Genomic DNA, 19,046 nt, shown 5'->3' on the forward strand with positions numbered 1-19,046 from the left:
TTCTGCGGATACTTTACAGACCGCGATGCAAACCTATCCGAATGCCAAGATTTATGTGTACGCGCATTCACTCGGTTCGATGAATGGTCAATATGCGTTAGCGAATTTAGATCAGGAAGAGCTTGCGCGTATTGGTGGCGCTTATTTCTATCAAGGTCCGAATATTTATTCCACGTTAAATGCGAAACAAAAAACAACGGTTTCTGCGTTGAATAAACTGGGGATTGCGTATAATTTCATTGACGAGAAAGACCTTGTACCAATCGGTTATGGTGCTCGGCATGAAACCGTAGGTCAGTTGATTTTAGTGGACTCCAAAGACGCGGGAAGTATAGGAAAACAACATATGTGGGGCGGCTATCAATATGATCAAGCGGGCAACGTGCTGACGGACTCCGCCGGTTACGCGGCACTGGCCAAGCAAGCTACCAAAGAAAAACTAGCGGGGCTGGCCCATTTGAAACATGTATTGGCTACAAGTGGTGGCGGGTTGTCAGGAGCAGAAGAAATCTTCTTAGATGCCGCGGAAGCACTAGCGCTAACCGAAGGGATGAAACTAACGATTCAATTTGAGCTGAATGCTTTACATAAAACCTATCAGAAAGCGATCGAAAATGCGGATGAATTATGGCGGGATACGCTTCATGACGCACGAACTATTGGAGAGACGTTGACAGAGGGAGAAATCCTTGAAGCCTTAGCGAGCGGAGGAGCAACAGAAACGAGTATTCGCACCAAACCGAAAGCAATGTATCAGAAAAAGATAGCCAAGTTAAAATCCATTGAAAAAGACTACGAGGAACTCTTAACTAATATGAAAAAAGCCATGGCTAAGCAGTTAGAGAAGGATCAGGAATTGGCACGGCAGATTGAAAAAGCATAAATGAAATAATGTGAACAGGGTTTGTCAGTGATAAAAAATTGATACTTTCTTAAAACAGCTATTCCCATCAATGAAAAAGGATATACTACATGAATTTTTAGCAGTTACGCTTCAGTGTTTTTTCTAATCAAAAAATTTTACCAATACCTAGTAAGTCGTTTTTGGAGATTTAAAAGTTTCTAAAGGTAGCTGCAACTTTTAATGCAAAATCATACAGATACTTAGACATAGAAAACCGACCGCCAAAAAGTCTAACATTTGGCGGTCGGTTTGTCCAGCTAAGGTTTTTGTTTAAAATTTTGCTTTATGTTCTCGGAAGCGTCGAATACTGTGGTTGAAAATCTCAGACAGCATCAAACCAGCCGCAATTGCCCCAGCAACAATCGTAACCTGTACAGAAAACCCAATGGCTTCCGTGTATTCACCAAGTACAAAGTTACGAACAGCTTGATAAGCCAAACCTCCGGGGACAAGCGGCACAATCCCAGGTACATTAAAGATCGTGATCGGCATCCGTTTAAACTTCGCGAAAAAGTGGCTTGCAACCGCAACAACAAATGCTCCTGCAATAGTAGCCATCGCAGTTCCACTGCCAAGCTCTTTCAGTATCCAAAAGAACATCCAGCCGAATGTTCCGGTAAGTCCGCAAGCATTAAGTGCGCGTTTTGGAACATTCGTAATCACGGCAAATGTAACAGTTGCAATATAGCTAAACACAAGTTGTATCAAAATTGTCCAAATCATATCGAATGCTCCTTTCTATGCGAAAAAGCGGAAGACAACCGCAATTCCAATCCCGATCGCTCCTGATGTTAGCAAGGCTTCCATACCGCGTGCCATTCCGCCAAGCAAATGTCCGGCTAAAAGGTCACGCACGGCATTCGTAATCGGTACACCGGGTACAAGTGGCATCACGCCGCCGATAATGATCTTATCAAGATTGACCCCGAGATGGAAGTGAACGACGAAGACCGCCAAAAGTCCGATGATAAATGAAGATAGAAATTCTGCGAGGAATTTAATTTTGAGCCATTCCGCGGCAAAATAATAAACGATAAAGCCTAAAGTTCCGATGATACATGTGCTAATGAAATCAACCCATGAACCGCCGAAGATGATCATCAAGGCTCCGCTGACAAGACCGGCTGATAAAATTTGCATCCAGACCGGAAAGAAGCGGGTATCTTTTTCAAGTTGAACTAAACTGGAATGAAGCTCTTCCAGCGAAATATTATGCGCAGAAAATTCGCGCGAAAGATCATTGACAAGAGAGACCTTTTCCAAGTTGATTGTTCGAGTCGGGATGGTTTCTAGCTGAATGTGCTGCTCGCCTTCGATTGACATGAAAATACCAGTTGGTGTCGCGAATGTAATGCCTTTTTTGCTGGTAGCAGCATCTGCAATCCGGTTCATCGTATCTTCTACACGGTAGATTTCAGCGCCGCTTTCCATCATGATTTTTCCAGCCATGAGGCATGTTTTAAGCAAGTAGTCTTTTTCTTTTTTTCAAAAAAGGTTCTCCTCCTTTACTAAAGTGATTCTGTATCTAATCCTAACGCAAGACAAGTATAATTTCTAGTCTAAATCAATATCAATTTGGTAAAATAAAACTAAAATTTTTCAAAAAAAGAAAAGAGGTTTAAAAATGGCAGGAATAGAATATGAAATTGTTGAAGAAATTGGTGTATTATCAACAAACGCCCGCGGTTGGAGCAAAGAATTGAATCGCATCAGTTGGAATGGTCGCGAACCAAAGTTCGATATTCGTGACTGGTCAGAAGATCATTCCAAAATGGGTAAGGGCGTCACGCTTACGGATGAAGAAGCACAAAAATTAAAAGAATTATTGTAAGTCATGCTGTAAATCCCCCTTTTTAAATTTCTTTTGTCACAAAATGTTCGCATCTCCGTATCTATTACGAAACTTAGTATCGAATAGATAATTAGTTTCGCTTGATATACTCAAATGGTAGTAAAAGGCGAGAGACTCACTCAGGGTCTTTCGTTTTCTTATTGACTAAAAGGTAGTGAAGGAGAGAACATGCGGCAGAAGTTGTTCTGAACGCACTCATGTACAATAAAGAGACAGAGAAAGTTAAAAAAAGTTTTTGGACAAGACGCTTCTGAAACAGAAAAAGATCTGCAAAAGGGATTTACAACAGGATTTAAGCGCACATTCACACAAATGGCTGGTGGAAAGCCTGTTCAGCTTGATAAAGAAATTGATGACCTTTTTAAAGCTTGTATGGAAAAAATCAGAAGCGATGTTACCTATCAAGTGAAAGTAAAAAAAAGAGGATAAAGAGAAGCCGGTTGTCACCTATTCAATCAAAACACTTGATTGGGATGGCGTACAAAAAAACATTACTGGCGAACATAAGAAAAAGAGAAAGTAAAAAATCCATCTCTTACAGATGATCCTGAAAAAGCAATTAAAAAAAGTAATTGAAATGTATATTGCAGCTGTGAAAGCGGCAAAACTAAGCGGCAAAACAATTCAAGTAGACTTACAACTTGAAGCTAATCCAGATAATAAATCGCAATGGAAAATAGTTAATGAGACAGCTTTTGCACAAAAACTAGCTACAGCATTTTTTGCTGGACAATAATTGAGTGAGCTAAAAGCAGGTATTGCATAATACCTGCTTTTTTAGATATCAAGTTCTAAAAATAGAACCTTCAAATAGTTGCCTTCGTTAAAGCTTTTATTCACTTGAAAATCATGCGGTAGCCGGTAAGTTTCACGAATTGCAAAACTGCGTCCAGTACCGTTAAAAGCCTTCTCAACAAGCTCAGTGAATTTAGAAAGAGAGAACCCAGCGTAATTCGTTGAAGCGACAATCACACCATGGCGAGCCGTTATGGCAATCACTTCACGCAGGAGTTCTGGATAGTCTTTTGCTACGCGGAAAGTGATTTTTTTTGTGCGGGCAAAACTTGGTGGATCGGTAATGACAAGGTCAAATGACAACCCTTTGCGTTTGGCGTATTTAAAATATTGAAAGACATCCTCGACAACAATGGCTTGCGCCTCAGGGTCAATTCCATTCACCTCAAATTGTTCCGCCGTTTTTTTACGACTTCGTTTCGCGACATCAACACTTGTTGTCTGAAGCGCCCCGCCGTAAAGAGCAGCAACCGAAAAAGCTCCCGTATAAGAGAAAGTATTTAAAACCGTTTTTCCACTAGCATAGTGATCCATAATGCGTTTTCTGACATCACGCTGATCGAGGAAAATTCCTGTCATCCAGCCATCGTTAAGGTAAGTCGCATAGTTTATCCCGTTTTCCTTCACGATGAGCGGTAGGGGAGCTTCTGTTCCACCAACAAAGTCGCTCGCTTGTTCCGTCGTTTCAAAACGTTTCTTCTCATAAATTCCTTTCACAAAAGGAAGGTCAAACCAAGTTCGGGTAAATTCCTTCTGATAGTGATAAATTCCAATACTATACCATTGAAACAGTAGATAACCGTCATAGTAGTCCACCGTGATACCACCAAGACCGTCGCCTTCCCCGTTAAAAAGCCGAAAAGCAGTAGTCGATTCATCGTTAAAAAGGGATTGACGTTTCTCAAGTGCTTTATGAATGAGCCGTTTGAATAAGGAACCGTCCAAATTCACCTGTTCCTCTGTCGTAAAAATCCAGCCGATCCCTTTATTTTGCAGCCCGTAGTAGCCTTTTGCGACAAACCTCCCGCCAGAATCCACTAGACGAATTAAATCCCCTTCGTGAAGATCATCTCGCCAAGTTTCGAGATTGTCCCGCAAAATCAGCGGATAACCATTTTGATAAGCTTTTAAATGTTGCTTGTTGATTTTCAGTGTCACTTCATTCAAAAAAATCACTCCGTAAAAAAATAGCTTCCCGATAGCAGGAAGCTATTTTTGATTCAATTTCTATTAAAAGTTCGCTACACGACCAAAGCCGACTAAAAATTGTCCCCAACCGCTGCCGTGGATATTATCGTACTTCACGCCGTTATCTTGTGCATTAATCATTTGACCGCCGCCAACATAAATCCCAACATGGGCAATTCCGCTACCATAGTTGAAGAATACGAGATCGCCAGGCTTAGCTTGCGATTCAGAAATCTTCGTAGCCGCTGCGTATTGACCGCCAGAAGTTCTTGGAAGGCTGATTCCAACTTTGTTAAACACATATTTTGTGTAACCAGAGCAATCGAATGAAGACGGACCGTTTGCACCCCATCCATAAGGTTTGCCAAGGTGTTTTTGTGCTTCAGCAATTAGTGCGCCGTAACTTGCACTTGAACTGCTTGAAGAAGAGCCGGTATTGCTTGCACTTGAAGAGCTGCCGCTATTTGTATTTTGAGCAGGTTTCGATGCGTTGTTCGAGCTTGAGTTGTTTGCATTTGAAACATTGCTGCTTGAGTTTGAATTATTGTTGCTTACTTGCGGTACAGTTCCTTTTACTTTAAGGACTTGACCAACTTGAATATTGTCACTTGAAAGACCATTTAGCGCCTTGATTTTGCTTACCGTAGTCCCGAAAATACCAGCAATTTTACTTAAGCTATCGCCGCTACGAACCGTATAGCTCGATGCACTCGTATCAATCACAGGTGCAGCAGGAGCTGTTTCTTCTTTAGGTGTAGAAGGAGCAGTTTGCGCAGGTTTTTCAGTTTGTGTTTGTTCCACTGGTTTTGTTTCCGTTTGTGCAGGAGCTTCCTCCTTCACTGGTGTTTCTTGTTTCACTTCGCCTTTGACCTTAAGAACATCGCCGACAACAATGGCATCGCTTGATAAGCCGTTCAATGCTTTAAGCTGACTAACCGTTGTTCCAAATAGCCCAGCAATTTTGCTTAAACTGTCGCCTTTTTGTACCGTATAGCTTGATGCATTTACATCAACTTGTACTTGCTCAGTTTTCGCTTGTTCTGTTTCTGCTTGAACTGCTGGTTGTTCTGTAGTTGCCGTTTCAGCCGGAGCTGCAGTTTCTGCTTCTTGTTTTTCAGCAGGCTGTGCGACAGCTGTTTCTTCTTTTTGCACCGGTGTAGCAGGTTGTGCCGCTTGAGCTTTCACAGCAAGCGTTTGACCTACATAAATAGAAGAAGAAGATAAATGATTCCAAGACATTAATTCCTGCACCGAAGAATTGAACTTAACCGATAGCGCCCAAAGCGTATCGCCATTTTTTACTTTATAAGTAGAAAGATTAGCTGGTTTTTGTACCGCAGTATTTTCTTTCACTGAAGTCGTTTCAGCCGTATTTGTTTGTGTCGTTTGTTTCACTTCAGTTTGTTGTGTCGCACTAGGAGCCGGAGCTACCTTAGCTTCACCTAAGTATTTTCCATTCACATAGCCCGTTTTTCCTTCACCATAGGAAATCTTGTTCCAGCCGTTTGCTTCATCAGCTAAAACCGTTACCTTTGTTCCGCCTTTAAGCGAAGTCAGAATGTTGTTTTCTACGCCAGGACCTTGACGAACATTGAGCCAAGTGGCAGAAACGGCTTTTTCAGTATTTTCTTTGCTTGTTTCACTGACAACAAGTTTTTGACCAGGAAAAATTTTATCGCTATCCAAGCTGTTTAGCTTCTTTAAAGAATCAACAGTAGTGTCGTTTGATTCTGCAATTCCCCATAATGTGTCACCAGACTCAACAACAACAGTGCTTGCTGATGCAATCGTCGGAGCCGCAAAAGCAGTGACCGCAATCCCCGCTGTAGCTGTTGCAATAGTCGCTTTTTTCATATTCGTAAAACTCCTCTCTTTTCTAACAATCAGTTTGTATAATCGCAATACTGACTTAATACCCATTTTACCGAGTTTGACGCTAAAAAACAAACCGCTTTGGGTAAACCTAAATAAAATGAACCGGACTATACCAGATGCTTGTAATAAAACTGTAATGATTTAAAAAACGAACACGTATTCGCTGGGCTTGAGAAGCAGAATATCATCGGCATTCAGACTTACTAAGTGATAACGAAAGGTTTCCAGATGTTTCGTATTTGGCAACCTATTGCGTTAAAACAACAGTAAAATTTAATCTAATTGTAATATCAGCTTTTCCTAAGCGAAAACTCATTTTCAGTATTAACTTTCATAGAATGGTTTTCTTTGGAAAATGATTCAACATGGATACAAAAGTGTTGTATAATGGAAATTATGGAGGGTAAAACATGAAACAAAATCTAGACGATCGAAAAATCGTAAAAGAATATCGGGAAATTGCGCGTCAAATCGTGAAAAAAGAAGACCTCTATCAAAATATGGACCAAGAAGAGCTGATCAAGCAAACGAAGATTTGGCGTAGCAAATTTGATTCCCAAGAAATGACTTTGCGGGATAGAATCAACAGCTTTGCCCTTGTACGCGAAGCGGCAAAACGTGTAGTCGGACTAGAAGCCGTAATTGTTCAATTGATCGGTGCACTCGTGCTTGGCGACGGGAAAATTGCCGAAATGAAAACCGGTGAAGGAAAAACACTTGTTTCGCTTTTTGTAATGTACATCGAAGTCATTCGCGGCAACCGCGTTCACCTTGTGACGGCGAATGAATATTTGGCGCGGCGTGACCGAGAAGAAATTGGACAAGTACTTGAGTATCTGGGGATTTCAGTCGCGCTCAATACAGCAGGACTTGATAAAGAACAGAAAAAGGCGATTTATACAGCGGATGTCATTTACGGAACAACCTCTGAATTTGGATTCGATTATTTACGCGACAACATGGTGCGCGTTTATGAAGATAAAGTACAAACAGGTCTCGACTTTGTTTTAATTGATGAAGCCGATTCGATTTTGATTGATGAGGCACGAACACCACTTTTAATTTCAGATCGCAAAGAGGAAGATTTGACTTTGTATTTTAAAGCCAATGAACTTGTCGAAACTATGTTGAAAGATGATTACGAAATTGATGAGCATAAACGGCTTGTTTGGCTGAACGATGCCGGTATTGAAAAAGCAGAACGTTTTTGGCAGGTAGATTCGCTTTATTCAGCAGAAAATCAGCCACTTCTCCGCATTACCATGCTACTTTTGCGTGCTTACTTTTTAATGCAAAAAGATAAGGATTACGTAGTGCTTGAAGAGGAAGTATTGATTGTCGATCCACACACAGGACGAGCGCTTCCGGGACGGCGCTTTAACGATGGCTTGCATCAAGCAATAGAGGCGAAAGAAGGCGTGGATGTGCATGAAGAATCGCGAACGCTTGCGACTATTACTGTGCAAAACTACTTCCGAATGTATCAAAAAATCTCAGGGATGACAGGAACTGCGAAGACAGAGGAAGAAGAATTCCGCCAAATTTATGGACTTGACGTCGTTGTAATCCCAACAAATTTGCGAGTTAACCGTGAGGATATGCCGGATGATGTTTTTTACACGAAAAAAAGAAAAAAGGCCGTGCAATTGTCTATGAAGTTTCGTGGCGCCATGCTAAAGGACAACCGACATTAATCGGAACTTCTTCAATTAAAAGCAATGAATGGATCAGCTCGCTCCTTACGAAAGCAGGAATCAAACATCAAGTATTGAATGCGAAAAACCACGCTCAAGAAGCCGAAGTGATTGCGAAGGCTGGACAGCCAGGAATGGTAACACTTGCGACGAACATGGCAGGGCGAGGAACCGACATTAAACTCAGCCCAGAAGTTCATAAGCTTGGTGGACTAGCTGTAATCGGAACTGAACGTCATGAAAGCAGACGAATTGATTTACAGTTGATGGGTCGATCTGGGAGAAGGGGGGATCCGGGCTTTAGTAAATTTATGGTATCAATCGAAGACGATTTGCTGGATCAATTTGATGGCAAACGATGGGAAAAATACGCCGTCAAGCTGAAACGCAAGCACCCGCGTGACGGGAAGCCAGTAAATTCGAACAAACTCAGTGGTTTTATTGTGGACGCTCAAAAACGGATCGAAGCAGCCAACTACGAACTCAGAAAAGATTTGCTTGCATATGATGAAGTAATTGATTTACAGCGCAAAATTGTCTATAAAGAACGCGACGAACTACTTAAGCGCAATAAGCTTGGCGTTTCTTCCGAAAAAAATTTTGCGTGAAGTAGCACAGAAAATCTTTCGCGAAGCCCATTCTGAAGAAGAGCAAGAAGAATTGTTTGAGTGGCAAAAAGAACTTCTTGGCGGAACGAAATTCCCCTACACCTTTGATCAGGTAACCTTGATGGAACCGGCTGATGTTGGTGAAAAAATTGTTGAATGGCACAATCAAGTGCGACGTAAATTTCCACCAGATACGATTATGGCGATCGAAAAAGAAGTTTATCTCAACCTGATGGACCAGATGTGGGTGATTCACCTTGATGAAATGGTTCAGCTTCGTGAAGGCATTCATTTGCAAGCATATGGTCAACAAGATCCACTTGTGATGTATCAAAAAGAAGGCGCCGCCTTATTCGAAAAATTTCAAGCCGACTACCATTTTTATTTTGCCCACGCGCTACTTGAACTAGATCCAGACGGACTTGTCGTTGGCTAGATAGAAAAAAGCCCTGCTTGTCCATCGCAAGACTGATTTTTAGTTTCAAAGCGATTCTTACAGGCAATTAATAAAATAAAACGTTATAATGAATCTTACAGAGGTAGGTGAGGATATTGAAAGAAAAATTTTCGAAATTCAAGCAGTTTTTTATTGAAAACAAATTTGTGCTCGGCTTACTGATTTTCCTGCTAGTAGCAATGGATATCTATGTACTGACTAAAATTTCATTTGTTTTCCATCCGCTAGTAGTGATCATCCAAACCATTGCTGCACCGATCATTCTAGCAGGTATCATGTATTACTTATTTAATCCGATCATTGATTTTCTTGAACGGAAAGGCTGGCATCGTGGCTGGTCAATCGGGCTTCTGTTCCTTGTGATCATCGGGATTATCGTTCTCGTTTTCAGCTTTGTTATCCCAGCAGTTCGTGATCAAATTGTGAGTCTCGTAAAAACGTTTCCGACTTATTGGGACAAGATAACCGAGAAGTTTGAAGAGTTCAGCCAATCGCCGATCTTTGATCAAATTAAAGATAAAGTATCAACTAATATGAGCGATATCATGAAAACCATCTCAACAAAAGGAACAGATGTATTAAATAGTACGATTTCAAGTATTGGCAGTATTGTCGGAACCGTAACCGAAGTGGTTCTTGCCATCGTGACGACACCACTTGTACTGTTTTACTTATTGAAAGATGGGAAAAAGCTTCCAGAATTCTTTTTGAAGTTACTTCCTCTTAACAGCCGTGCACACACACGCCAAGTGCTTTCAGAATCCAATCATCAAATCAGCTCGTATATCCGCGGTCAAATCATCGTCAGTTTCTGTATCGGGATTTTGCTGTTTATCGGCTACTTGATTATTGGGCTTCCTTACGCGCTTACGCTTGCGATCATAGCAGCCTTTACGAGCATCGTGCCGTATCTTGGCCCTGCCATCGCGATTACACCGGCAATCATCATTGCGATCGTCACTTCACCGTGGTTACTCATTAAACTGATTGTCGTTTGGGTTGTTGTCCAATTACTTGAAGGTAAGTTTATTTCACCTCAAGTCATGGGTAAATCGCTCAAAGTTCACCCAATTACCATTTTGTTTGTTATCCTTGTATCCGGAAAACTATTCGGTGTCATTGGTGTTATCTTTGCTGTTCCGGGTTATGCTGTCTTAAAGGTAATTTGGCAACACGTCTTTATCTGGTTTAAACGCGTATCCGGACTTTACGGTGAACAACCTGAAAGTGCCTATGTTGAATCAAATGAAGAAAATAGTGGGACAGATAGCAGTAAAGCGGATTCTAACAAGGACTAATAATTACAATAGCAACAAAGACAAAGAGGCAAATCGCGAAGACATTTCCATTTGCCTCGCTTTTTTGTCCGAAATAAAAATAAGAGAAGAAATATAGAAGTGAGATGGTGTTGATTTGCGTGTATTTGCTGGAGTTCTTTCCATACAAGCCTCCATACTGGGGTTTTTTTCATGGATGAAGCTGACAGAAGCGAATTCTGTGAACCTTTTTGGGCTTCCTGCTGGGCTTTCGAGCAAAGCCGGCTTGCTCCTCAGTATTGTAATGCTTGTCGCTGGATGTCTGATTATTTTGGCGAAGAATAACGATTTTCTATTATTTTTGGCACTTATGCTTTGGATATTCGGTTTAGTTCTCGGTTTACTATTTTCTCCAAGCTTTTCTGGGATATATTTCCGCCCGATCAGCTGTTTTCTTTGCCTCGTGATCGGACTTTATATTTTCACTGATTATAACCGAAAGAAGTGATTTTTTATGTTAGAGAAGCTGAAAGGGGAGCTTATCGTATCTTGCCAAGCGCTTGCGGATGAGCCGCTCCACAGTTCCTTTGTAATGGCGAGAATGGCTCTCGCCGCTAAGGTCGGCGGTGCATCTGGCATCAGAGCAAGCTCCGTTAAGGATATTGAAGCCATTAAAGCAGAAGTAGATTTGCCGCTAATTGGGTTGATCAAGCGAAACTATCCTGATTCCGAAGTCTACATTACAGCAACCGAACGAGAAGTATCCGAACTTCTAGAAACCAGGGCAGAAATCATTGCGCTTGATGCAACAGACAGACTGCGCCCAGGCGGCATTGAAACAAGCCGTTTAGTTGAACAAATTCATCGAGCAGGTCGTCTAGCGATGGCGGACATTTCAAATGTGGCAGAAGGACTTGCAGCCGCTCGAATGGGTTTTGATTTAATCGGAACCACCTTGTCGGGCTACACTACGTCATCTAAAGTTTCGACAGAACCGGACTTTGAGCTTGTAGCAGCCCTAAGCGATCAAGTGAACGTACCGATTATTTGCGAAGGGCGGATTCATACGCCTGAACAAGTAACAGAAGCTTACCGTTGCGGAGCCTTTTCCGTCGTTGTTGGCGGAGCGATTACACGACCGCAGGAAATTACCAAACGATTTACGGCAGCTCTTCCAAATCAAAAGAATCCCGCTGGAGAAGTGAAATGAAACGCTTCTTCAGCAGGATTCTTTTTTAATAAATTCGGTTTAAAAAACGGATTGCAGCATCATAAGCCATTCTGCCTTCGGCGTCAGCCGTTTTCGTATCAAAATCGTGCGGCAAATCACGAACCGTAAAAAGTTCACTTTCAAGCGTCCCATTCTTGATTAACTCCGATTCGCTAATGGGAACATCCTGATCGGCAAAACTATGCGCCAAAAAGACAGGTGGCAAAAAGTGAAAATCACGCTCCGGATCAAGCTTGAACGGCTCTAAATCTGTTTCGGTCGGGCTGTCACCAAAAACCAAATTAAGCCAGTTTCCACTTTGTCGCGCATACACATAAAGCGGATAGCGAGTATCGACAGAACCACTTGTCAGTGCATTAGGATGAATCATGGCATTTTTTAAAGACTCGCTGATTTTGGGCAGAGTATTAAAGTAGTCATTTTCTTCTCTCAGCCAGTCTGCTGAAACAGAAGAGTAGCCATAGAAAGAAAGAACAGCGAATGGCGAAGGTAGTGCTGGGTCAGTTGCGAGAAGAAGCGATAGGAATGCGCCAGAAGATTGACCGAAAAGCGCAAAATCATTTCCTGGAAGCCCCCATTTAGATGCGTTTTCGGTGAAGTAAAGTACGATGTCGCTTGCATCTTGGTAGATTTCCGGAAGCTTTGTTTCTGGGGCAAGCCGGTAATCGGCGAGGAGGACGTTAAATCCGCCAGACAAAAATTGGTTGATGTAACTTTCATTTAAGTCGCGGCGCGAGCCGTAAAGCAAGCCTCCGCCGTGGAAGTAAATCACCGTTCGACCAGCCGGCTTTTCTGGGGTAAATAAATCGGCTGCAAGACTAACACCGTCTTTTTCACCAAAAATAAATGTTTGCTGCTTCAAAATAAGAGACCTCCTCAAGTTTTCGTTATTCCCAGTGTAAGCGTGATTTTGCGAAAATTCCAGTGTTTTAATCTATTTTATTCAGGGAAAAGAGAACCGCACAGTTCAAATTTGAAGAATACGTGTCGCTTGAAAATTTATTTTTCTTTTTTTTAAAATGATAGCGTTTACCTTAGAAATTAAAGGTTTGCACCACAGGGAAATCGTGATACAATGAACAGGTTCTTTTACATTTTAAGAGAAACACCCCATTTTAATGAGTATGGAGTTGAAAAAATTTGGATATTGAAAGCAGTCCACTGATGCAAAAGATTGACTACAGTACAAGAAAAAAAAATTGATCTTGTAAGCAATAGTGTGGTTCGTTACATTGTTCGAGCGATGCTGGCTTGTTTATTTTTAACGCTCGGAACTGCTGTTGCCGTCATGATTGGCGACAAAGTTGATCATTATGCAGAAGGACTTGGAAAAATAGTTTATGCGTTTATGTTTAGCTGGTCGCTTGTAATGATTATCTATATGAATGCGGAACTGGGAACATCAAACATGATGTACATGACAACCGGTGTTTACCAAAAAATCATCCGCCCAGGCAGAGCGTTGCAAATTTTATTTTTGTGTATTGTGTTTAACTTAATTGGCGGAATTATAGCGGGTTATGTTGCTTCACTTACTTCCGTTTTTAGTAATCTTCCAGCTGATCATTTCTTGTTTACTGCGGTAAGCGGTAAGCTTGAAAAAGAACCATTACAGATTTTCATTGAAGCGATTTTTGCGAACATCGTTGTAAATACAGCGGTATTATGTACACTTCGGATGAAGGATGATGCTGGAAAAGTCATTGCGATGATCTTTATTATTTTCATCTTTGCATTCTTAGGATTTGAGCACGTTATTGCGAACTTTTCATCATTCTCGTTAGCCTTTTTCGCATCTGGCGGACACTTAGCGGCAATGACAGTCGGCAGTGTGTCAACGAATCTTATCTTAGCGCTTCTCGGCAACTTTGTCGGCGGTGGACTCGTGATTGGTCTCGGCTATGCTTGGCTAAATCGAACAAAATCAATGTATAAAGACTGAGTTTTGTCTTGGTTTTTAAAATGAATAGGAAAACATAAAAACGAAAATCGTTTGATGAGGCCTTTTAGTGAGGCTTTTCATTCGATTTTTCGTTTTTATGTTCTAAAGAAATAGCCGTATTCCACCATTTGCCGGTAAGATCAACTATAGGTATGCTTCGCTAATTGATCAATAAAACGGCAAAAACTTGAAACAGCCCTCTCTTTTAGTAACCATATCGAATACTTGATAGGGAAGCTAATTGCTTTATTTTATCTGATTGGCTGTCTGATAGCAAAATTTCATCTTTTTTAATCGTGTTAGAAATAGCAATGTTCATTCGACTTAAAATAAGAGGAACAGCAGCTTCTTTTCTCTCGAGCTCGTTCTTGTACTGATGTAATGTCTTTTGTAACGATTCACTTTTTGGAACAGGAAGTAAATCATGCATTAACTCGTTGATGAGAGTAATAGCTTGATCTCCCCGTTCATTTCCACCTGAAAACCATTTGATTTTGCTCACAATACATTACTCCCTTCATTGCTCAATATGTAACTAATATCATTATACTATGAATAGAGAGGAAGTAGTGATGTGAAGATATAAATAAATCTATTTATCCATCATAAGGAAGATAGTATGAATTTCCAGAAAGAATAAAATCCAGCTTTTGTAAAAGCTTTTTTCAAAATTTATGATGTCTGGATTAGCTAAAGTGATCTTCTTAATTGATTTAAAAATCCAGCTAGTTCGAGTGCCTATCGAAAATGCTAAAAAAAGAAATTGATTGACAAAAAACGTCTACAAGTGTAAACTTTGGAGTGTAATCAGAGTTTACACTTGTAGACGTGAAAGTAAGATGAATCCGAAATAAATGAAGGAGGAAATAGCGATGGATACGGCGATGATTGATAAAATTACTGATTCTGAATGGGAAATCATGCGGATTGTTTGGACAAAACGTGAAACAACGAGCAGTGAAATTATAGAAATCTTGGATCATAAAACGGAATGGAAGCCTTCCACTGTAAAGACTTTACTGGCACGATTAGTTGAAAAAGGAATGCTCCAAACTAGTAAAGTCGGTAACAAGTATATATACACACCCCTTGTCGAAGAGAATATCAGCATCAAGCAAGCAGCGGAACATCTGCTCACAAAAGTTTGTAATAAGAAGACTGGGAACTTGATTGAGCTGATTATGGAAGAACGGACCTTAAGTTTTGATGATATCGACAAGCTTGAGGCGCTACTTGAGGAAAAACGAAAAACGGCGGTCGAAAGCGTTTCTTGTAATTGTGTACCAGGGCAGTGTAATTGTGACAGCTGATTTTTAAAGGAGATGGGGAAGATGAAAAGCAAGACGTTTGATATTGAAGGAATGACCTGTGCTTCTTGCGCCCAAACGGTTGAAAAAACGGCTGGAAAGCTTTCTGGGGTGAGGGAGTCAGTGGTCAACTTGGCGACTGAAAAACTAAATATTACTTACGATGATGCGATTTTGAGCGTGGCTGATATCGAAAAAGCCGTGGAAAATGCCGGTTATAAGGCGATCGCGAAATCGCAGAAACGGACTTTTGATATTGAAGGGATGAGTTGTGCATCTTGTGCACAAACTGTAGAAAAAGTCGTAGGAAAACTTGATGGCGTTGAATCGGCAACGGTTAACTTGGCCACCGAGAAGATGAGTGTGGCTTTTGATCCAGATGTGCTTTCCGTTCCGACCATTAAAGCGGCGGTTCATGAGGCCGGCTATGAAGCAATGGAAGAAAGTGGCGGTATAGCTGAGGTCGATCAAGATCGTGCGAAAAAACAGCAGCATATTAAGGAAATGTGGCGACGTTTCTGGATTTCAGGTGTATTTACGATTCCACTCTTGTACATTGCAATGGGCCATATGATTGGGCTTCCGCTTCCAAGCTTGCTCGATCCTATGCACCATCCGATTGTGTTTGCCGTAACTCAATTCATTTTGACGCTTCCTGTGATGTATCTGGGACGGAAATTCTTTACAGTCGGCTATCGGGCACTTTTTAAAGGACACCCGAATATGGATTCGCTTGTAGCGCTCGGAACGAGCGCGGCTTTCTTATACAGCCTTTACGGTACGTTTCGCATCTTTGCGGGCGACAATAGCTTTGCGATGGGACTTTACTATGAATCAGCAGCGGTTATTTTGACGCTGATTACGCTCGGCAAGTATTTTGAAGCGGTCTCAAAAGGCAAAACATCCGAAGCCATTAAAACATTGATGGGACTTGCGCCGAAAACAGCTCGAGTTATGCGTGATGGAAAAGAAATTGAGATTGCGATTGATGAAGTGCTTGCCGGAGATGTGATTGATGTGCGGCCGGGAGAAAAAATTCCGGTTGATGGTGTTGTTTTAACAGGAAAAACAAGTATTGATGAGTCGATGCTGACAGGTGAAAGTCTGCCGGTTGAAAAGGAAGCCGGTTCGGATGTGATCGGTGCAAGTATCAATAAAAACGGTCACATTACTTTTAAAGCAACCAAAGTAGGGAAAGATACGGCGCTTGCACAAATTATTCAACTAGTTGAGGATGCGCAGGGCAGCAAAGCGCCAATTGCGAAACTGGCAGATAAAGTCTCAGGTGTGTTTGTGCCAATCGTCATTGGACTTGCCGTTTTATCTGGCTTATTGTGGTTCTTTTTGGGACAGGAATCGTGGGTTTTTGCACTCACCATTTCGATTTCTGTACTCGTTATCGCTTGTCCTTGCGCACTCGGACTGGCTACACCGACTGCGATTATGGTTGGAACGGGAAAAGGTGCTGAAAATGGCGTTTTAATCAAAAGTGGCGATGCGTTAGAAAACACCCAAAAAATTCAAACGATCGTATTCGATAAAACAGGGACAATCACGGAAGGGAAACCTGTTGTGACAGATGTAGTGACAGCAACCGGAACGTATTCCGAAACAGAGCTTGTCCGCCTAGCGGCCTCGGCCGAAAAAGGTTCCGAACACCCACTTGGCGAAGCAATCCTGCTACGTTCTGAAGAACTTGAACTGGATCTTGTGCCAGTATCCGAGTTTAGCGCTGTTCCTGGTTACGGGATTGACGTCTGGCTTGATGGGAAACACTTTTTGCTTGGCAACGAGAAGCTGATGAACGACCGAAGCATTCCGCTTGGCGAATTTGCGAGCACAGCTGAAATGCTTGCGAGTGAAGGGAAAACGCCAATGTTTGTTGCGGCAGAAGGCGAACTACTTGGCATTATTGCTGTGGCTGATACAATTAAACCGAGCAGTAAAAAAAGCGATTCAAAAATTGCAGCAAATGGGTATCGAAATCGCAATGATAACGGGTGATAATAAGCGAACTGCTGAAGCTATTGCGAAACAAGTCGGTATCACCCGAGTTCTCAGTGAAGTTCTTCCAGAGGATAAAGCGCTCGAAGTGAGCAAGCTTCAAGCAGATGGACGCAAAGTGGCTATGGTTGGTGACGGAATTAATGATGCTCCTGCACTTGTTCAAGCGGATGTCGGGATTGCAATCGGGTCGGGAACGGACGTTGCACTCGAATCGGCGGATATCGTGCTGATGCAAAGTGATTTAATGGATGTTGCAACAGCGGTTGAACTTAGCAAATCGACGATCAAAAATATTCGTGAAAACTTATTTTGGGCATTTGCGTATAATGTACTCGGGATACCCGTTGCGATGGGGATTTTATACCTGTTCGGCGGGCCGCTCCTTAATCCGATGATTGCTGGAGCCGCAATGAGTTTCAGTTCTGTGTCTGTTCTTCTCAATGCGCTACGGTTAAAAAGATTCAAACCAAGTATTTAAAGGAGGTGAAGATCAAATGGAAAAAACAGTTGCGATCAGCGGTATGAAATGTGACGGCTGCAAAGACATCGTCAAATCTTCATTTGAGGGGATTGAGGGGGTTACAGCAGTTGATGTGGATTTAGATGCTAAACAAGCGAAGATATCCGGAGCAGATGTTTCGCTTGAGCAGTTAAATAAAGCGCTTGTCGAAACCAAGTTTAAGGCAGAAGCGATACTGTAAAAAGAATCCGCCAGAAAAGGAGTTTAGATTGGAGATTAATTTGTCCAAACTAAACTCCTTTTTTGTGAAAAAATTTAATTTCTGTGAACGTTTTGTGACAGATATTAAAACCAGGTTTTAATTGATGGGGAAGAAGGGTATTAAACAATTGGTAAACGAACTTACTGTAACTAGAGGAGAGATTTTCATGAAAACTTTTACAAGAATTTTACTATTGTTAGCGGGGCTCGCAATGATTGTGCTGGGCTTCTGGGTGATGTTCAATCCCGTTGCTCCCTGCTTGCGCTTAACCTCATGATCGGAGCCTTGCTTCTTATTTCTGGGGTTTTTCACATCATTTCTTATTTTATTGATCAAAATTACCGCCACTTATCCGGATGGGTTTTAGCTGACGGAATTTTATCCACGCTGCTTGCTATCTTGCTTTTGTCGAATCAATTTGCAGGTGCAGCGTCGCTTGTGCTCGTATTTGCAATGTGGGTTTTATTCGCAGGTATTACACGGACAATCGGCGCGTTTTCGCTGAAACAAGATGGGTTTTCGAGTTGGGGTTATGTGCTTGTCCTAGGTATTCTTGGGATACTACTTGGCTTTATCGCACTCTTTAATCCAGTTGTCAGTGCAGTTGGGATTGTCTTCTTGATGGGCTTTTTCTTTATTCTCGAAGGAATCGGCGCCATCGCGACATTCTTTGTCGTTGGGAAGTTTAAATAAGAGCTGAACGTAATTGAATAAAAGCCAGCAACAACCACTTTAATCGGTGACTTTGTTGCTGGCTTTTTTTATGGCCTATTTTAGCGGTGGATATTTTATTTTATCGGGGTCTAGCCCCGTTCCATTTTTCATGACTAATAAGTTTACGCCGTAGGGGTGTTCTCCGTGGCATTCGTAAGAATAAACGTATTCGGTCTCTGGGTCATCTTGCACGCGATAAACTTCTATATAGCCGCCCTTTTAAAAATTAGCTCCAGAACGAATTAGCGAAGTTTCCGTTTTACTTATTTGCTGCTGTGCCATATACGATGCGATTTCTTTGGAACCACTTTTCGCAAGCATTGGGCCGTTGTAGAGGTAATAGCCTGCGCAAAATGCTATAAGAACGACGAATGCTGCTATCCAGATGAAAACTCTTTTTTTATGTTAGAAAACTCCTTCTTGGCTGAAATTATTTTTATATAAGGTAAAGTTATTGTAGCGTATCTTTAAAAGTAAAGGAAATAATTTCCTGT

15 protein-coding genes and 4 pseudogenes are annotated in these 19,046 nt (G+C 41.6%); 13 read left to right on the plus strand and 6 right to left on the minus strand.

Translation table 11 applies throughout. From position 1 onward, the window contains the following. Window positions 1–883, plus strand: an 883-nt coding sequence (locus MFLO_RS15700; RefSeq protein ID WP_036097640.1) for a hypothetical protein, incomplete at its 5' end; no start/stop codon positions are given. A 291-nt stretch (window positions 884–1,174) separates the two neighbouring features. Here MFLO_RS15700 and MFLO_RS09120 read toward each other — a convergent pair. Beyond that, a complete protein-coding gene (locus MFLO_RS09120; RefSeq protein ID WP_036097641.1) occupies window positions 1,175–1,627 on the minus strand; it encodes a threonine/serine exporter family protein in 453 nt (150 codons plus the stop codon). 15 nt (window positions 1,628–1,642) lie between these two features. Then, entirely contained in the window at window positions 1,643–2,338 is a 696-nt protein-coding gene (locus MFLO_RS09125; protein ID WP_241433607.1) for a threonine/serine exporter family protein, read from the minus strand. 190 nt (window positions 2,339–2,528) lie between these two features. Between MFLO_RS09125 and MFLO_RS09130 the strand changes: the two genes are divergently transcribed. The 3 genes from MFLO_RS09130 to MFLO_RS15580 all read left to right on the plus strand — a co-directional run bounded on the left by MFLO_RS09130 (window position 2,529) and on the right by MFLO_RS15580 (window position 3,492). Further along, the gene (locus MFLO_RS09130; protein ID WP_036097646.1) at window positions 2,529–2,735 is read left to right on the plus strand and encodes a YdbC family protein; all 207 of its coding nucleotides are present in this window, start codon (window positions 2,529–2,531) and stop codon (window positions 2,733–2,735) included. A 225-nt stretch (window positions 2,736–2,960) separates the two neighbouring features. Continuing rightward, complete coding sequence (locus tag MFLO_RS17235) at window positions 2,961–3,185, plus strand: DUF5105 domain-containing protein (RefSeq protein WP_149023013.1); 225 nt, start codon at window positions 2,961–2,963, stop codon at window positions 3,183–3,185. Window positions 3,186–3,333: 148 nt separating this feature from the next. Next, window positions 3,334–3,492 carry a hypothetical protein gene (locus tag MFLO_RS15580; RefSeq protein ID WP_156065847.1) on the plus strand — a complete coding sequence of 53 codons (159 nt, stop codon included), beginning with the start codon at window positions 3,334–3,336 and terminating at the stop codon, window positions 3,490–3,492. A 41-nt stretch (window positions 3,493–3,533) separates the two neighbouring features. Here MFLO_RS15580 and MFLO_RS09140 read toward each other — a convergent pair whose 3' ends face one another. Next, window positions 3,534–4,718, minus strand: coding sequence for a class I SAM-dependent rRNA methyltransferase (locus tag MFLO_RS09140; protein WP_036097648.1), 1,185 nt, complete (start codon window positions 4,716–4,718; stop codon window positions 3,534–3,536). Between the two features lie 63 nt (window positions 4,719–4,781). Beyond that, a complete protein-coding gene (locus MFLO_RS17240; RefSeq protein ID WP_036097649.1) occupies window positions 4,782–6,593 on the minus strand; it encodes a LysM peptidoglycan-binding domain-containing protein in 1,812 nt (603 codons plus the stop codon). Between the two features lie 431 nt (window positions 6,594–7,024). On the opposite strand from MFLO_RS17240, the pseudogene secA2 reads away from it, so the two are divergent. The 4 genes and pseudogenes from secA2 to MFLO_RS09170 all read left to right on the plus strand — a co-directional run bounded on the left by secA2 (window position 7,025) and on the right by MFLO_RS09170 (window position 11,839). Next, window positions 7,025–9,352: pseudogene (secA2, locus tag MFLO_RS09150) on the plus strand (accessory Sec system translocase SecA2). 116 nt (window positions 9,353–9,468) lie between these two features. After that, the gene (locus MFLO_RS09160; RefSeq protein ID WP_036097651.1) at window positions 9,469–10,671 is read left to right on the plus strand and encodes an AI-2E family transporter; all 1,203 of its coding nucleotides are present in this window, start codon (window positions 9,469–9,471) and stop codon (window positions 10,669–10,671) included. Between the two features lie 175 nt (window positions 10,672–10,846). Then, window positions 10,847–11,137, plus strand: a complete 291-nt coding sequence (locus MFLO_RS09165; protein ID WP_241433608.1) for a hypothetical protein — start codon at window positions 10,847–10,849, stop codon at window positions 11,135–11,137. A 6-nt stretch (window positions 11,138–11,143) separates the two neighbouring features. Continuing rightward, window positions 11,144–11,839, plus strand: a complete 696-nt coding sequence (locus MFLO_RS09170) for an N-acetylmannosamine-6-phosphate 2-epimerase (protein WP_036097653.1) — start codon at window positions 11,144–11,146, stop codon at window positions 11,837–11,839. 25 nt (window positions 11,840–11,864) lie between these two features. Here MFLO_RS09170 and MFLO_RS09175 read toward each other — a convergent pair whose 3' ends face one another. Next, on the minus strand, window positions 11,865–12,722 hold the full coding sequence (locus MFLO_RS09175) for an alpha/beta hydrolase (RefSeq protein ID WP_036097655.1): 858 nt from the start codon (window positions 12,720–12,722) through the stop codon (window positions 11,865–11,867). A gap of 278 nt (window positions 12,723–13,000) precedes the next feature. Here MFLO_RS09175 and MFLO_RS09180 point away from each other — a divergent pair. Next, window positions 13,001–13,802: pseudogene (locus MFLO_RS09180) on the plus strand (formate/nitrite transporter family protein). Between the two features lie 205 nt (window positions 13,803–14,007). Here the strand turns inward: MFLO_RS09180 and MFLO_RS09185 are convergent. Further along, window positions 14,008–14,304 carry a bacteriocin immunity protein gene (locus tag MFLO_RS09185; RefSeq protein ID WP_036097656.1) on the minus strand — a complete coding sequence of 99 codons (297 nt, stop codon included), beginning with the start codon at window positions 14,302–14,304 and terminating at the stop codon, window positions 14,008–14,010. Window positions 14,305–14,674: 370 nt separating this feature from the next. Between MFLO_RS09185 and MFLO_RS09190 the strand changes: the two genes are divergently transcribed. The 4 genes and pseudogenes from MFLO_RS09190 (at window position 14,675) to MFLO_RS09205 (ending at window position 18,531) form a co-directional block, all read left to right on the plus strand. Next, on the plus strand, window positions 14,675–15,112 hold the full coding sequence (locus MFLO_RS09190) for a CopY/TcrY family copper transport repressor (protein WP_036097657.1): 438 nt from the start codon (window positions 14,675–14,677) through the stop codon (window positions 15,110–15,112). Window positions 15,113–15,163: 51 nt separating this feature from the next. Then, window positions 15,164–17,440 (plus strand): annotated as a pseudogene (locus MFLO_RS09195) (HAD-IC family P-type ATPase); the annotation flags it as partial. Between the two features lie 170 nt (window positions 17,441–17,610). Next, entirely contained in the window at window positions 17,611–17,817 is a 207-nt protein-coding gene (locus MFLO_RS09200) for a heavy-metal-associated domain-containing protein (RefSeq protein ID WP_036097658.1), read from the plus strand. 187 nt (window positions 17,818–18,004) lie between these two features. Beyond that, a pseudogene (locus MFLO_RS09205) lies at window positions 18,005–18,531 on the plus strand (HdeD family acid-resistance protein). The last annotated feature ends 515 nt before the right edge of the window (window positions 18,532–19,046 follow it).

The organism is Listeria floridensis FSL S10-1187 (genome assembly GCF_000525875.1).
In the GTDB taxonomy this organism is placed as follows: domain Bacteria; phylum Bacillota; class Bacilli; order Lactobacillales; family Listeriaceae; genus Listeria; species Listeria floridensis.

Coding starts and splice junctions, on each gene's coding strand:
- MFLO_RS09165 (WP_241433608.1), top strand. CDS start 10,847: ATGAAGCTGACAGAAGCGAATTCTGTGAACCTTTTTGGGCTTCCTGCT.
- MFLO_RS15580 (WP_156065847.1), top strand. CDS start 3,334: ATGTATATTGCAGCTGTGAAAGCGGCAAAACTAAGCGGCAAAACAATT.
- MFLO_RS17240 (WP_036097649.1), bottom strand. CDS start 6,593: ATGAAAAAAGCGACTATTGCAACAGCTACAGCGGGGATTGCGGTCACT.
- MFLO_RS09130 (WP_036097646.1), top strand. CDS start 2,529: ATGGCAGGAATAGAATATGAAATTGTTGAAGAAATTGGTGTATTATCA.
- MFLO_RS09120 (WP_036097641.1), bottom strand. CDS start 1,627: ATGATTTGGACAATTTTGATACAACTTGTGTTTAGCTATATTGCAACT.
- MFLO_RS09200 (WP_036097658.1), top strand. CDS start 17,611: ATGGAAAAAACAGTTGCGATCAGCGGTATGAAATGTGACGGCTGCAAA.
- MFLO_RS09125 (WP_241433607.1), bottom strand. CDS start 2,338: ATGATGGAAAGCGGCGCTGAAATCTACCGTGTAGAAGATACGATGAAC.
- MFLO_RS09190 (WP_036097657.1), top strand. CDS start 14,675: ATGGATACGGCGATGATTGATAAAATTACTGATTCTGAATGGGAAATC.
- MFLO_RS09170 (WP_036097653.1), top strand. CDS start 11,144: ATGTTAGAGAAGCTGAAAGGGGAGCTTATCGTATCTTGCCAAGCGCTT.